Raw genomic sequence first — 13,328 nt, 5'->3', positions numbered from 1 at the left:
GGTCCGGTAGAAAACGAAAACAGGGCGGCGAAAACAACACGGTCACCCGGCAGGCGCTGCGTCCGGCCGAGCGCCGGGCGGAGCGAGCGTTCAGGCCTTGCGGGCCGCCGAGCGGCGGATGGCCTCGTTGATCTCGGCGATGGAACGTTCGATGGCCTCGTCGTCCAGGTCGTCGTCCACCATGTCGAGTGGACCGGCCTGGATCGTGGAGGAAAACCCGTCGTCGCTGATGCTGTCGGTCGAAATGCCCTGGGTGGATTCGAACGCGTCCGGCGTCTCCCACTCCAGCGCCACCACGGTCACGTTGTCGCTGGTGTCGCCGGCCTTGCGCAACGCGTCTTCGACCATGTCGGGCACCGACTGCGAGACCGGCAGGCGGCTCAGCTGGCGGGCGATGGTCTCGTCGTCCAGCGTGCCCCACAGGCCGTCGGAGCACAGCAGGATGCGGTCGCCCTGCTCCAGCGCCACTGGGCCGGTGATGTCGTAGATGGGCTTGGTCGGCGATCCCAGGCAGGTGAACAGCACATTGCGGTTCACCCGCTCGATGCCCTGCAGCGGCATGTTGCGCAGCTCCAGGTACGAATGGTCGCGCGTGCGCGTGAACAGTTCACCCCCGCGCACCATGTACAGGCGCGAGTCGCCGCAGTGGATCCAGCTGGCGGACCCTTCCTGCACCACCGCCACGACCAGCGTGGTGCGAGGCGTGTCCAGCATGCCGCGGTCGGCCGCGTAGCGAAGGATCTGGTGGTGCGCGGCCAGCAGCGCGTCGGCCAGAAATCCGTGCACGTCTTCCAGCGTGGGCTTGGCGTGCCGCTGGAACGCGGCGGACACCGTCTGCAGCGCCAGTTGCGCCGCCACTTCGCCCTCCGGATGGCCGCCCATGCCGTCCGCCAGGACGAACAGGCTGGACTCCCGCGTGTAGCAGTAGCCCATGCGGTCTTCATTGGTTTCGCGGCCACCCCGACGGCTGACCTGGAAGACGGAGAATTTCATTTCGGCTTCGCCCCCATTCGCGTGGCCTCGCCCACCTTCTGCACATTCTTCTTGGTATCGGACACCAGCGTATCGAGCTGCAGGCGCATCTTCTCGCCCACGGACAGCTTGGTGTAGCGCCGCTCGCCCTCGCGGCTCAGTTCCTTTTGCAATGCGAAGACCGACTGGGGCCGCGACAGCGGATCGAGCGCCATGCACCATTCGACCACCTCGATCAGGTTGTCGGAGTACACGCCGCGCAGCTTGGTCAGCGCCAGCGACAGGCGGTCCTTGTCGGAGCGCTGCGGCGCCTCGTTGGGCGGGAATCCCTGCATGCAGGCATAGATGCAGGCGCCGATCGCGTAGATGTCGGTCCAGGGGCCCATCGACGAATCGCGGCGGTACATCTCGGGCGCCGCGAAGCCGGGCGTGTACATCGGGCGGATGAAGTTACCCTCTTTCGAGAGCACCTCGCGCGCCGCGCCGAAGTCGATCATCACCGCCTTGTTGTCGTCGGTGATGAAGATGTTGGCGGGCTTGATATCGAGGTGCAGCATCTTGTGCTGGTGCACGATGCGCAGGCCGCGCAGCACCTCGTCGAACAGCGAGCGGATCGTGGACTCGCGGAACACCTTCTGCGTCTTGAGGTCGCGCGCGGTGATGATGAAGTCCTGCAGGGTGGCCCCTTCCAGGTAGTTCATCACCATGTAGACGGTTTCGTTTTCCCGAAAGAAATTGAGCACGCTCACCACCGAGGCGTGCGAGATCTGCGCCAGGGCCCGGCCTTCCTCGAAGAAACTCTTGAGGCCCAGGCGGTACAGCGACAGCTTTTCGGGAGGCACCTTGGGCAGCAACTCGCCCGGGCCGCGGGTGGCCAGGGAAGACGGCAGATATTCCTTGATGGCGACCTGCTGGCCGTCCGGATCGATGGCCAGATACACCACGCCGAAGCCGCCGGAGGAGAGCCGGCGCACCACGCGGTAGCCACCAATCGTGGTGTCGGGCGGCAGGGGGGCCGGCTTGATTTTTGACATATTTTGCGAAGAAACCTCGGGCACGAATCGGAACCCGGATAATCGCCGGATCGCAAGCAACCACCGAAAAGTCCAATGGCAGTTTACAGCATGACCGGATACGCCAGCGCACAGCAAAGTGCATCCGCGGGAGGGGGCGAAACCGATGGCCGCACCCGCCGCCTGGGGCTGGAGATCCGGTCCGTCAACAGCCGTTTCCTGGATCTGTCGTTCCGTTTGCCCGACGAGCTGCGCGCCCAGGAGCCGGTGCTGCGCAGCCTGCTCACCGCCCGCCTCAAGCGGGGCAAGGTCGAAGTCCGCGCCTCCATCGAGAACGAAGACACCACCGCCCTGCCCGACCCGGCGCCCCGCCTGCTGCAGCGGCTGAACTCCGCGCAGGACGCCGTTCGTGCCTGGTTGCCCGACGCGGCCCCCTTGAGCGTCGCCGACGCCTTGCGCCTGTGCGCGAATGCCGGCTCCGCCCAGGACGACTGGAGCGATGCCGTCCCCGCCCTGGCCGAAAAAGCGCTGAAAGACCTCGTCCAAGCCCGGGAACGCGAAGGCAAGCGCCTGTCGGCCATGCTGCAGGACCGGCTCGAACAACTGCGTGCCCTGGCCCATCAGGCCACGCCGCTGGTTCCCAAGCTGGTGGAGCAGCAGCGCCAGCGTTTCATGGAACGCTGGAAGGAGGCCATGGCCCTGGCCGACAACGCCACGCTGCCCGAGGCCGCCCAGGACCGCGCCCTGACCGAGGCCACCGCCTTCGCCATCCGCATCGACGTCGCGGAAGAGATCACCCGGCTGGATTCGCACCTGGACGAGATCGAACGCCTGCTCAAGAAAGGCGGCGAAGTGGGCAAACGCCTAGACTTTCTCATCCAGGAACTGCACCGCGAAGCCAATACGCTCGGCTCCAAGTCCGCCGCGATGGAACTCACGCGCATCAGCGTGGACATGAAGGTCCTGATCGAGCAGATGCGCGAGCAGGTCCAGAACATCGAGTGAGTGATAATCCTTTTTTGATAGCAGCCAGCACCTATCCCGCATGGACTACCCTGGAAATCTATTCGTAGTGGCAGCGCCCAGCGGCGCGGGCAAATCGAGCTTGGTCAAGGCATTGCTGGAGCTGGACTCCCATGTGCAGCCTTCGGTCTCGCACACCACCCGGGCACCGCGCGGGCAGGAAAAGCACGGCCGCGAATATTTCTTCACCTCGGAGCAGGAGTTCGACGCCATGGTCGCCTCCGACGGCTTCGTGGAGTGGGCCCACGTGCACGGCCGCCGCTATGGCACATCCCGCAAGGCTATCGAGGAGCGCATTGCGCAAGGCGCCGATGTAGTCTTGGAAATCGACTTCCAGGGCGCGATCCAGGTCAAACAGGCCTTTGCGAATGCCGTTCTCATCTTCATCCTCCCCCCCAGTTGGGAAGAACTGAGATCCCGCCTGGAACGCCGCGGGGAGGACGCTCCGGACGTGATCGAGATCCGGCTGAAGAATGCCGCCCAGGAAATGGAACAGGCATACAAATTCGACTTCGTTATAATCAACGAACTCTTTGAGCGTGCGCTTTTCGACCTGAAAACCATCGTCCACGCTCAGCGGCTGAAGTATGCGGCGCAACGCCGTGCACGGGCCGACACGTTCGAATCCCTCAATATCACCTGATCCTTCTGGAGAAGACGCATGGCCCGCATTACTGTTGAAGACTGCCTCGAGCACATCCCCAACCGCTTTCAACTCGTGCTGGCAGCCACGTACCGCGCCCGCATGCTGAGCCAAGGCCATGCCCCCAAGATCGAAAGCCGCAACAAACCTGCGGTGACCGCCTTGCGCGAAATCGCCGAAGGCAAGGTCGGTCTGGAGATGCTGAAAAAGGTCCCGGGCTGACGCGCTCAGGTCTGCTGCTGCAGCCCAATAGCACCGCTTTGCGGTGCTTTTTTTTGGCCAAAAACCACGATCTCCCCAGCAAGCTACATTAAAGGGATGAATGCGGTCTTGAATAAACCATCTGCCCAAGACCCGCGCCCCGGCGAAAGCGGGGCGGCGGGCGGCACGTCCGCAGCAGCCGCCAACGCAGCAGCGGCCAGTTTTGCGGCCCTCACCGAGAACCTCGGCTACCTCGACGCAGCCAGCATCGAACAGGTGCGGCAGGCTTACCGCTTTGCCGACGAAGCCCACCTGGGGCAGTTGCGCAACAGCGGCGAGCCCTACATCACCCACCCCATCGCAGTGGCGGCCCAGTGCGCCACTTGGAAGTTGGATGGCCAGGCGCTGATGGCGGCACTGCTGCACGACGCCATGGAAGATTGCGGCGTCACCAAGTCCGATCTCATCGATCGCTTCGGCCTGCCGGTGGCCGAATTGGTGGATGGCCTCACCAAGCTCGACAAGCTGCAGTTCAACACCCGCGAAGAGAACCAGGCCGAGTCCTTCCGCAAGATGCTGTTGGCAATGGCCCGCGATGTACGGGTCATCCTGATCAAGCTGGCCGACCGCACGCACAACATGCGCACGCTCTCGGACATGCCGCGCAGCAAATGGGGCCGCATTTCTTCCGAAACCCTCGAGATCTACGCCCCCATCGCCCACCGGCTCGGGCTGAACCAGACCTACCGGGAGCTGCAGGATCTGTCATTCCGGCATCTCCATCCCTGGCGCTACGCGACCCTGTCCAAGGCGGTGAACAAATCGCGCAACCGCCGGCGCGATATCGTGCAGCGGGTTCAAGCCGAGGTCGACACCGCGTTTTCGAAGCTGGGCATGAAAGCCCGCCTCGCAGGCCGCGAGAAAACGCTCTATGCCATCTACCAGAAGATGGACACCAAGCACCTGAGCTTTGCCCAGGTGACCGACATCTACGGCTTTCGCGTGATCGTGCCGACCGTGGTCGATTGCTACACGGCACTGGGCGTGCTGCATCAGATGTACAAGCCTGTTCCTGGGCGATTCAAGGACCACATTGCCATCGCCAAGCTCAACGGCTACCAGTCGCTGCACACCACCTTGGTCGGACCTTCCGGAGTCAACATCGAATTTCAGATGCGCACCGAGGAAATGCACGTGGTGGCGGAAGCCGGCGTGGCCGCCCATTGGTTGTACAAAGCACAGGACGCCGACGGATCGGCCGCGGAGCGCCTTGGCACCAAGTGGCTCCAGTCGCTGCTCGACATTCAGAACGAAACGCGGGATGCCGCGGAGTTCTGGGACCATGTGAAGGTGGACCTGTTCCCCGATGCGGTCTATGTCTTCACCCCCAAGAGCCAGATCATGGCACTGCCACGGGGCGCCACGGTGGTCGATTTCGCCTATGCCATCCACAGCAATGTGGGTGACCGCACCACGGCCGCCAAGATCAACAACGAGCAGGTCCCCCTGCGGACCGAGCTCAAGAATGGCGATGTGGTGGAGATCATCACGGCGCCGGTGTCCACGCCCAATCCCGCCTGGCTGGGCTTCGTGCGCACTGGCCGCGCACGCTCGAAGATTCGTCACTACCTCAAAACGCTGGCACATACCGAATCAGCGGGACTGGGCGAAAAGCTTTTGACCCAGGCCCTGAGGGCCGAGGGGCTGGAACGCCTGCCGACCGAGTCGGAGAACCAGGCACTGTGGGACAAGCTGCTCCGCTTCACAGGCAATCGAACACGCAATGAACTCATGACCGACATCGGTCTGGGCAAACGCATTGCGGGCATCGTGGCGAAACGCCTCATGGTGCTGATGACGGAACATGGACACCGACCCGATGCCCTGTTGCTGACGCGTGAAAGGTATTCATCCCACGAAACCCTGTCGCAAGGTGGCGTGACTTTGGACGGCAGCGAAAACGCATCCGTTCAGTACGCGAACTGCTGCCGGCCTGTGCCGGGAGACCCCATCGTCGGCTACCTGGGGCGCGGTGAAGGGCTTGTGGTTCACAACGCCCAATGCAGCGTGGCAAAAAAGCTTCAGCACAAGGACAGCGAACGCTTTATCGCCGTGGACTGGGCCGATGAGCCAACGCGCATGTTCGAAACCGGGATCGTCGTGACCGTGGCCAACGGCAAGGGCGTCTTGGCACGTATCGCCGCCGAACTGGCGAGCTCCGAAGCGGACATCGTTCACGTCGACATGGACGATGAAGCCGCCATGGACACGACCGATTTGCGTTTTGTCATCGCCGCACGAGACCAGTCACACGTCGAGGCCTCCTTGCGCAATTTGCGCCGAACGCCCGCAGTGCTTCGCGCTTTCCGCGTGCTGCCGCAGGGGTAAGGCCGGCACACTGGCCCCCTATGCCACCGGTTGGGGATAGCGGACGTCCAAAACCTCCAGCGTCCGCGTGCCACCTGGCGTGGCCAACTGAACCTGATCCCCTTCGCGGGCCTTCAGTAAGGCCCGAGCCACCGGCGACACCCAACTGACTTGCGCCAGGCCCGTCTCGACCTCGTCGATTCCCAGGATCGTGATGGTGCGCTCGACGCCTTCATCGTCCGCATAGTGGACCGTGGCACCAAAGAACACCTGATCACTTCCAGCGTGAATGGCGGGATCGACCACTTCGGCAATTTCGAGTCGTTTGGTCAGGAACCGAATCCTGCGATCAATTTCGCGCAGGCGTTTCTTGCCATACAGGTAGTCCCCGTTCTCCGAACGGTCCCCATTGCTTGCAGCCCAATGAACCACTTCAACGATCTTGGGCCTCTCGTTGTCGATGAGATCCAGCAGTTCATCGCGCAGCCTGGCGTAGCCGGAAGGGGTGATGTAGTTCTTGCTACCCGCAGGAAGGGGTGCAGGGGAAAAATCTTCGTCATCGGACTGATCCGATTCTTTGGTGAATGCCTTGCTCATGGGTGCATTTTCATGCAGAGAGCATTTGAACCCCCAACGGAAAAAGCCCTAGAACATCACTGTTCTAGGGCTTACCGTTTGGTGCGGCTGGCAGGAATCGAACCCACGACCCCTTGGTTCGTAGCCAAGTACTCTATCCAGCTGAGCTACAGCCGCTAAGCTTTGAATTATAGCATCTTTTCAACGCCGCCATTCATTTCTTGTTTTGATTTTTACGCGAACTCTGTGAGGAATTTCGCAATCAATCAAGACTTAAATTCTAACCCATCTTTTGAGGCTGCTTGGCTTCGTTCGCAGAAAAAGCAGGCATCTCAACTCTCATGTCCACGCGATACGCCTGAACAGGCACATGAGGAATTGCCATGAACAGCCATCAAGCCCGTTGAACTGGTAGGGCGTGAGGGACTTGAACCCGCGACCAAAGGATTATGAGTCCTCTGCTCTAACCAACTGAGCTAACGCCCCCCTCGCCAATTGTATGTGCTTACTTGCGGTAACTCAGCGCGTTGGAAACCAGCTTGGATGTGATGTCCACGATCTGGATCATCCTGTCGTACGGCATCCGGGTTGGCCCAATGACACCCAGGGTGCCGACGACTTGACCGTCCACTTCATAAGGAGCGGTGACCACCGAAAGCTCCTCGAACGGGACAATCTGGCTCTCCCCGCCAATGAAGATGCGCACACCATCTGCACGGTTGGAAACATCGAGCAAACGCAGGATTTGCGTCTTCTGCTCGAACAGGTCGAACGCACGGCGCAGGTTGCCCATGTCGTTGGAAAAGTCGCTGACTGCCAGCAGATTGCGCTCACCAGAAATCACCACATTGTCCTGAGACTCCGCCATCGCTTCGGACCCGACGTTGACAGCCGCCTGCATCAGCGAGCCGATTTCTTCCCGCAGCTGATCCACCTCCGTCTTCAAGCGCTCGCGCACCTGGTCCATGTCCATTCCGGAATAGTGGCTGTTCAGGAAATTGGCCGCCTCCACGAGATGCGATTGCGAGTAGTCCACATCGGTGAAGATCACGCGGTTCTGCACGTCTCCTTCAGGAGAGACGATGATGACCAGAAGCCGCTTCTCGGACAATCTCAAGAATTCGATGTGCCTGAACACCGAGGCACGCCGGGGTGCCATGACAACGCCCACGAACTGGGACAGGCTGGACAGCAAATGCGCCGCGTTGGCAATTACCTTTTGCGGCTGCTCTGCAGCCAGTTGCGGCGAATACAGCTGTTCGCGCTGCACTGTCAACATGGTGTCAACGAACAGGCGATACCCTTTGGCCGTCGGAATTCGGCCGGCAGACGTGTGCGGGCTTGCGATCAGTCCGATCTCTTCGAGATCGGCCATCACGTTACGAATGGTGGCGGGAGAGAGGTCGAGACCGGACGCGCGCGACAGCGTACGCGAACCCACGGGTTGGCCATCGGCTATGTAGCGCTCTACGAGCGCCTTCAGCAACAACTTGGCACGGTCATCAAGCATTGAATCATTTTACTTATGTAAGGGCCAAGGACCGTTCTGGCCGCGTCCTTCATATCGGTGGATGTGGTACCGCAAAGTACCGACAGGCACACCCAACATCGACGCCAGCACATCTTGCGTATACCACCCACTGCGCCACGCTTGAACAGCCTGAGCAACATCATCTCGAGATAACTTAGGCAGACGCCCCCAGGTCCTGCCAGCAGCACGCGCAGCACGCTGTCCAGCCACACACCTTTCACGGATTAGCTCGCGCTCAAACTCAGCGAACACGGCAAGCAAATTGAGATACATACGGCCCTGAGGGGTCACAGTTTCAATAGCCTCAGTGAGCGACCTAAAACCCACGCCGCGAGCCCTCAGGACGTCAAAGACATTGACGAAATGTGAAATGGATCTAGCCAACCGATCCAGCTTGTACACCACAAGCACATCACCGCTAGCGAGAGACTGCAAACACCTGTCCCACACAGGCCGCACTTTCACAGCACTCGCCTGTTCTTCAAAGAGCACCTGAACACCAGCAGCGGCGAGCGCATCAAGCTGCAGCCTAGTCTCCTGATCCTTTGTTGACACGCGCGCATATCCAACCAACCTACCCCGCTGCTGCTGCATCAATCCTCCTTTTTTGCGTATCCGGGAACGAAACGATTTATCTTTGCGGGAATAGCTGGGATGCGGTCCAACGAAAAACGGCCCCAAAAGGGCCGCCACAAACTGTTCGACTCAGCGACCCATCCACCATCGCAAGCCATAACCGACCACGACGGCCACAGCCGCCACAAGAGGGACAAAATGCCGACGCCACCAAGGCACAGACACGACGCGCCTGGTCAAGCGACCGGCCTCCTTATGAGACTCAATACGCTTGAGGTGATCGCGGTAATAGTCCCTGTCCTGAAAACCCATAGATACCTCCCTTTTGAAAGCCAAAAGGATATCAAGACGGCGCCGCCGGCTGCACCTCTTTGGGGTCACGGTCCTGACGAGGCTTGTCAACGCCATCAGCCACCACGTAAGGGTTAAAAGGCCTGTCAATGCGCCACTGGTTACAAGCATCACTGCTGACATCCAGCAATCGAGCAGCGCCCGAATAGCACTTGCACACGCCATCGATGCACATGGCGCCAGTGATGACGGGCATCACCACGACCTTTCGCAAGTGGTCATATGCAGGGGCAGTCCAAGGCCTGTCAGACAGGCGCGGCATAAAGTCGACGCGCTCATCAGGTACCGGCTGCACCTGAGCGACAGCCACACCAACTGACTGCGCCTGAGGCACCACTGCAGCCGGACCAGCAGCGGCGACTACAGGAGCAGGCGCAGGCGGATTTACCTTGGCCGAAATGGAGCCATACACGCGCCAGGTCATGACGACTACGCCGACGAGCGCAAGCACCGCCACAGCCAGCATCCAAGGCACAGAGCGAATCGGCTTGATGTGCACGGAAGCGCTTTTGTACTGCCCGAAAACATGCTTAGGCAATCGGTAGCGCTTTTTGATTGGGGCGTTTTTCCACGCCGTCCGGCAGTTATCGGCACACTCAGGCCATTCATACCACCAGCGGCCAAGGATGCCCAACTCACGGAGGTGGACATGACGCCCCACCAGGGCACGCACGTTCGAATCAATTAGATTGGGGCCTTGCGTGATGATGTAAAAATCGAGCCCACGGTGCCGGTGGGTTTCCAACTTGGCAACGTGTTCGGGCACCTTGACCCCAGGACCGCGAGGACGCCAGACCCGCTGGACCTCATCGATAACGATGACGGCCCCATCAGGAACCAGTTCGTGCCACCGCTCAGGCTCAGCAAGCTCCTCATGCTCGATTTTGAGATCCGGTATACCGTTCACGAACAACTGCCGACCCTTGGCCACGTCAGCAAGCATGGAGACCAGGGCAGCGGACTTTCCAGTCCCAGGAGCACCAGTGATAAGGGTGAGCATCAGCCACCCCCGGCGTTGCCGCCAGTCGTCTGCAGAGCAAAGCGCTTCATCGCCATCCAGGCGAGGCCAGACACAATTCCACCACTGGTGATAGCCATGGCATCGAAGAAGCCGCACATGGCAATGAGCTGAAGCACCTCTCCGCCGAATCCAGCCATGGCCGCTTTGGCGGCATTCATGGCCGTCGACACAGCCGTGCTGGCACCCTCATAGGTGGTGTAGCCAAAACCGAGGGCCACCATGACGCGCGAGACGATAGGCCAGGATATCTTCGCCAGCCACTCAGCAATGCCTTCCATGGTCAATCCTTCCGGGACAAGCCCATAAACGACAGCACTGCCGCCAAGTAGGCAAAGCCGACAATGAGCGGGCGCACCCCGCTAACGAAATCGCAGAACAAGTCCCATCGGAATTCAAGGTCCATACCCATGGCAGACAGATGCCGAGGCGCTGGACAAGACCCGTTAGAAGGGCCAAAGCCCTCCTCCCTTTCCAACTTGAGCGGGACGACATTGGCCGGCAGAGGCTTGGCCTCAATCTCTCCGAGCTTTTGGCAAGCCACAATGTCCGGATGCTTTTCACAGAGGCTCTGCTGGTCCTCAGGCTTTGGCTGATCCTCTGGATTGGGCTCAGGATCCGGGTTGTCATCAGGCGAAGCCAACGGCCGATCTACCGGCTGTATATCCACGCGCCAAGGATCATCCGTACTAGGCGCAGGCACCACGCGGAAGCCCGGCTGAATCCACGGCTGATTGCCAGGACCAGGCGCGGCAGACGGGTCATACTTTGGGTTTGGGATTGGGCTGCCCGTAGGGATGAAGAGAGGGCTAGGCTTGCCGTCCGGACCGGGATTAATAACAGGCTTTTCAACGGGCAACGGGGTATTGGCTGGCAACTCGCCAGGGACGCTTGCAGGCAAAGGCCAATCGGCAGGGACGTTAGGCCACCCAACCTGATTAGCAGGATTCAACACCCTGCGAGCGAACTCTTCCGGACTTTCAATAGTGTCTGTACGGGAGCCCTTGACGACACATCCAGCATCTGTAGCCACGGAGCCAGCAGGGCACGGCTTCTGCACACGCTCGATGCCGTTGAACTCAACACCAAACACATAGCCCGCAGGCTGGCCGATGAATTCATACGGAAACGCAAAGCCGCCAGTGCACTTAATGCCGTTGACGGAGTAAGCCGCAACATGAGCGCCCTGAGGCATCTGACGAGCCACAATAACTCGACAGGCTTCAAGAGCAGTTGGAAAGTTCTGACCAGCACCAGGAAAGGTGTACTCCCAGCGCACAATTACCTCATCCTCATCAATGCTCTGCTTCCACCTCTTATCAGATTCGTCCCAAAACATTTTTGCGGTATAGAGCAACGACGCGATGCCGACACCTAACCGCACATAGGGATTGAAATAGATCGCTGCTGCTATCACGCGCGGGGCAGAGGCAGACAATCGCAAGGCAGTAGGAACAGATGCAGTCCTCCCCGCGGTAGTCAGCGTAGCGGCAGGCCGAGCTGTCAACCGCTCAAAATCGGTCATTGTCTTGGCCGAATAGGTGGCCCCAGCACCAGTGCCCGCAGTCCACCCAGGGGGAGGCGTCAACTGCGAATAAGCGGCATTAGCACCACCACCGCAGCACAGCAGGACAGCGGCTACCAGCGCACGCATACGATCCAAGCCATGCCGAGCACTGCGGCAAATGCGGCCCAAAAATCAGGCGTTGTCATTTGTTTCTTCCCCCCTGAAAGCACGCGCCAAGAACATGACCGCATAGGTTGCGATCCAGGCTCCAGCGACCATCCAGCCCATGTACAAGCCGTCCTGCATCTGCAGCAGGCCACACGGCTGAGCTGTATACGTTGAGACAATCTGCAGCGGCGCACCGCCCGCAACGGGCTGCAGCCGATAAGTGATCGACGCATCAGCAACACCACCTATGTCCATGACATAGGCAGTGCCACCGTGCGAGACCACAGCGCCAACCTGCGCAGACGCAGAAGCTTCAGCCGCCTGCTTGGCGGTCGGATAGCAGGCCGTGCCGACTTGAAAAGCCATCACAACCCCCTGCGCATGAACCGATGGCAAAAGAGCCACACGCGCGCCGACAACACCAGCGCTGACACGGCCATCGCGTTGTAGCCCATGCCCGCCAGAACTGGCGTAATCAGCGCGAGCATCAGAGGCCCTTGCGGAGGAACTTGATGGCGAAGACGGCGATGATTGCGACCAGCACAATGCCGGCCATCTCCATGCCGTCAGCCTTCATGCCGCCGAGAGCAGTCTTGCTTTCAGCAGGGATTTCCGCCAGGGCCGACCCAGCAGACAGGGCCAGGGCCGCACCAGCAGCAGCAGCCTTCGCGCCAACCTTGGCGCCGAACTTGCGGGCTACGCCCAGAGTGTTTTCGTACATGTGATTTCCTTGATTTCCAACGCTGCGAAATTGCAGCCGGATACGCAGCGCGCTGCGCATCGAGCTATCAATTTCCGCCCTTGTGTTTAGTTGCACTAAACAGTCAGGGCAAAAAAAAGAGACCGGGACCGAATCGAGAACTACATGCGACGGACCTCCCGCATGCGGACCAAGATCAAGCCCGCCACGATGCCCGCCATCACCCCTGCAGCACCGAGCAAGCCAAGGACGAGGAAATAGCTATCCACAACTAGGCCCGATCTAGCTCATAGGTCCGAAACACCACCGCCTCGCCTGCGCAGTGATCCTGGACCGCATCGACCGCAGCCTCAGGGGTCGAAAACGGCGTGGCGTTGACAATGAGCGGGGTGCTATCGACACCGCCCTCTCCGTCAGCGCGCAGAAAGGTGTAGTCATCCGTTGACTGCACGTAGTACCGTGGGACTATTTGCATACGTCACCGGGAACGAAATGGGGTTTTACTGGCCCTTGCCGGTGGCAACAGCCTTCGGCGTGAGCTTGTGCATGACGGTCTTCATGGTCTTGCCATTGGTGACCATTTCCATGTCGGCTTCGGCCGAAAAAGGAAACGGCAGATGCTTGAACGCATCGAATTCAGCCGCCGTGCCGAGGGTGAATTCAGCAGCGCTCATGCCCTTGG

At 60.3% G+C, this 13,328-nt stretch carries 15 protein-coding genes, 2 tRNA genes and 1 pseudogene; 4 read left to right on the top strand and 14 right to left on the bottom strand.

Going from position 1 to position 13,328, the window contains the following annotated elements:
- Positions 1–90: 90 nt before the first annotated feature.
- Together AVKW3434_RS22660 and AVKW3434_RS22655 are read right to left on the bottom strand one after the other, a co-directional pair.
- Positions 91–993, bottom strand: a complete 903-nt coding sequence (locus AVKW3434_RS22660; RefSeq protein ID WP_272564820.1) for a PP2C family protein-serine/threonine phosphatase — start codon at positions 991–993, stop codon at positions 91–93.
- Entirely contained in the window at positions 990–2,006 is a 1,017-nt protein-coding gene (locus AVKW3434_RS22655; protein ID WP_272548837.1) for a serine/threonine protein kinase, read from the bottom strand. The genes AVKW3434_RS22660 and AVKW3434_RS22655 overlap by 4 nt, the downstream gene beginning before the upstream one ends.
- Positions 2,007–2,096: 90 nt before the next feature.
- On the opposite strand from AVKW3434_RS22655, the gene AVKW3434_RS22650 reads away from it, so the two are divergent.
- From AVKW3434_RS22650 to AVKW3434_RS22635, 4 genes are all read left to right on the top strand, one after another.
- Positions 2,097–2,990 (top strand): YicC/YloC family endoribonuclease, encoded by an 894-nt coding sequence (locus AVKW3434_RS22650; RefSeq protein ID WP_284402715.1) that lies wholly within the window; start codon positions 2,097–2,099, stop codon positions 2,988–2,990.
- 40 nt (positions 2,991–3,030) lie between these two features.
- Positions 3,031–3,651, top strand: coding sequence for a guanylate kinase (gene gmk, locus AVKW3434_RS22645; RefSeq protein WP_272564821.1), 621 nt, complete (start codon positions 3,031–3,033; stop codon positions 3,649–3,651).
- Positions 3,652–3,669: 18 nt separating this feature from the next.
- Positions 3,670–3,873 (top strand): DNA-directed RNA polymerase subunit omega, encoded by a 204-nt coding sequence (rpoZ, locus tag AVKW3434_RS22640; RefSeq protein WP_272564822.1) that lies wholly within the window; start codon positions 3,670–3,672, stop codon positions 3,871–3,873.
- 96 nt (positions 3,874–3,969) lie between these two features.
- Entirely contained in the window at positions 3,970–6,240 is a 2,271-nt protein-coding gene (locus tag AVKW3434_RS22635; protein ID WP_284407619.1) for a RelA/SpoT family protein, read from the top strand.
- A gap of 18 nt (positions 6,241–6,258) precedes the next feature.
- On the opposite strand, the gene greB is transcribed toward AVKW3434_RS22635, so the two are convergent.
- The 12 genes and pseudogenes from greB to AVKW3434_RS22575 all read right to left on the bottom strand — a co-directional run.
- A complete protein-coding gene (gene greB / locus AVKW3434_RS22630; RefSeq protein WP_284407618.1) occupies positions 6,259–6,816 on the bottom strand; it encodes a transcription elongation factor GreB in 558 nt (185 codons plus the stop codon).
- A 79-nt stretch (positions 6,817–6,895) separates the two neighbouring features.
- Positions 6,896–6,972 (bottom strand) — tRNA-Arg (locus AVKW3434_RS22625).
- 232 nt (positions 6,973–7,204) lie between these two features.
- Positions 7,205–7,281, bottom strand: a tRNA-Ile gene (locus tag AVKW3434_RS22620).
- A gap of 19 nt (positions 7,282–7,300) precedes the next feature.
- Positions 7,301–8,305: a heat-inducible transcriptional repressor HrcA gene (hrcA, locus tag AVKW3434_RS22615; RefSeq protein WP_284407617.1), complete on the bottom strand. Its 1,005-nt coding sequence runs from the start codon at positions 8,303–8,305 to the stop codon at positions 7,301–7,303.
- Positions 8,306–8,314: 9 nt separating this feature from the next.
- Positions 8,315–8,920: a recombinase family protein gene (locus AVKW3434_RS22610; protein WP_284407616.1), complete on the bottom strand. Its 606-nt coding sequence runs from the start codon at positions 8,918–8,920 to the stop codon at positions 8,315–8,317.
- Between the two features lie 325 nt (positions 8,921–9,245).
- Complete coding sequence (locus AVKW3434_RS22605; RefSeq protein ID WP_502869162.1) at positions 9,246–10,196, bottom strand: zonular occludens toxin domain-containing protein; 951 nt, start codon at positions 10,194–10,196, stop codon at positions 9,246–9,248.
- 56 nt (positions 10,197–10,252) lie between these two features.
- On the bottom strand, positions 10,253–10,552 hold the full coding sequence (locus tag AVKW3434_RS22600; protein WP_272564868.1) for a DUF2523 domain-containing protein: 300 nt from the start codon (positions 10,550–10,552) through the stop codon (positions 10,253–10,255).
- Positions 10,553–10,554: 2 nt separating this feature from the next.
- Complete coding sequence (locus tag AVKW3434_RS22595) at positions 10,555–11,688, bottom strand: virulence factor TspB C-terminal domain-related protein (RefSeq protein ID WP_284407614.1); 1,134 nt, start codon at positions 11,686–11,688, stop codon at positions 10,555–10,557.
- A 282-nt stretch (positions 11,689–11,970) separates the two neighbouring features.
- Complete coding sequence (locus AVKW3434_RS22590; RefSeq protein WP_284407613.1) at positions 11,971–12,312, bottom strand: hypothetical protein; 342 nt, start codon at positions 12,310–12,312, stop codon at positions 11,971–11,973.
- Complete coding sequence (locus tag AVKW3434_RS22585) at positions 12,312–12,434, bottom strand: hypothetical protein (protein ID WP_284407612.1); 123 nt, start codon at positions 12,432–12,434, stop codon at positions 12,312–12,314. Before AVKW3434_RS22585 ends, AVKW3434_RS22590 begins: the two co-directional genes overlap by 1 nt.
- Positions 12,434–12,667, bottom strand: a complete 234-nt coding sequence (locus AVKW3434_RS22580) for a major capsid protein (protein ID WP_284407014.1) — start codon at positions 12,665–12,667, stop codon at positions 12,434–12,436. The genes AVKW3434_RS22585 and AVKW3434_RS22580 overlap by 1 nt, the downstream gene beginning before the upstream one ends.
- A 479-nt stretch (positions 12,668–13,146) precedes the next feature.
- Positions 13,147–13,328, bottom strand: a pseudogene (locus AVKW3434_RS22575) (hypothetical protein); the annotation flags it as partial.

This window comes from Acidovorax sp. SUPP3434, assembly GCF_030159015.1.
GTDB lineage: Bacteria > Pseudomonadota > Gammaproteobacteria > Burkholderiales > Burkholderiaceae_C > Paracidovorax.
Note: the sequence above shows the minus strand (reverse complement) of the source record. Positions and strands in the feature narration are given on the sequence as shown.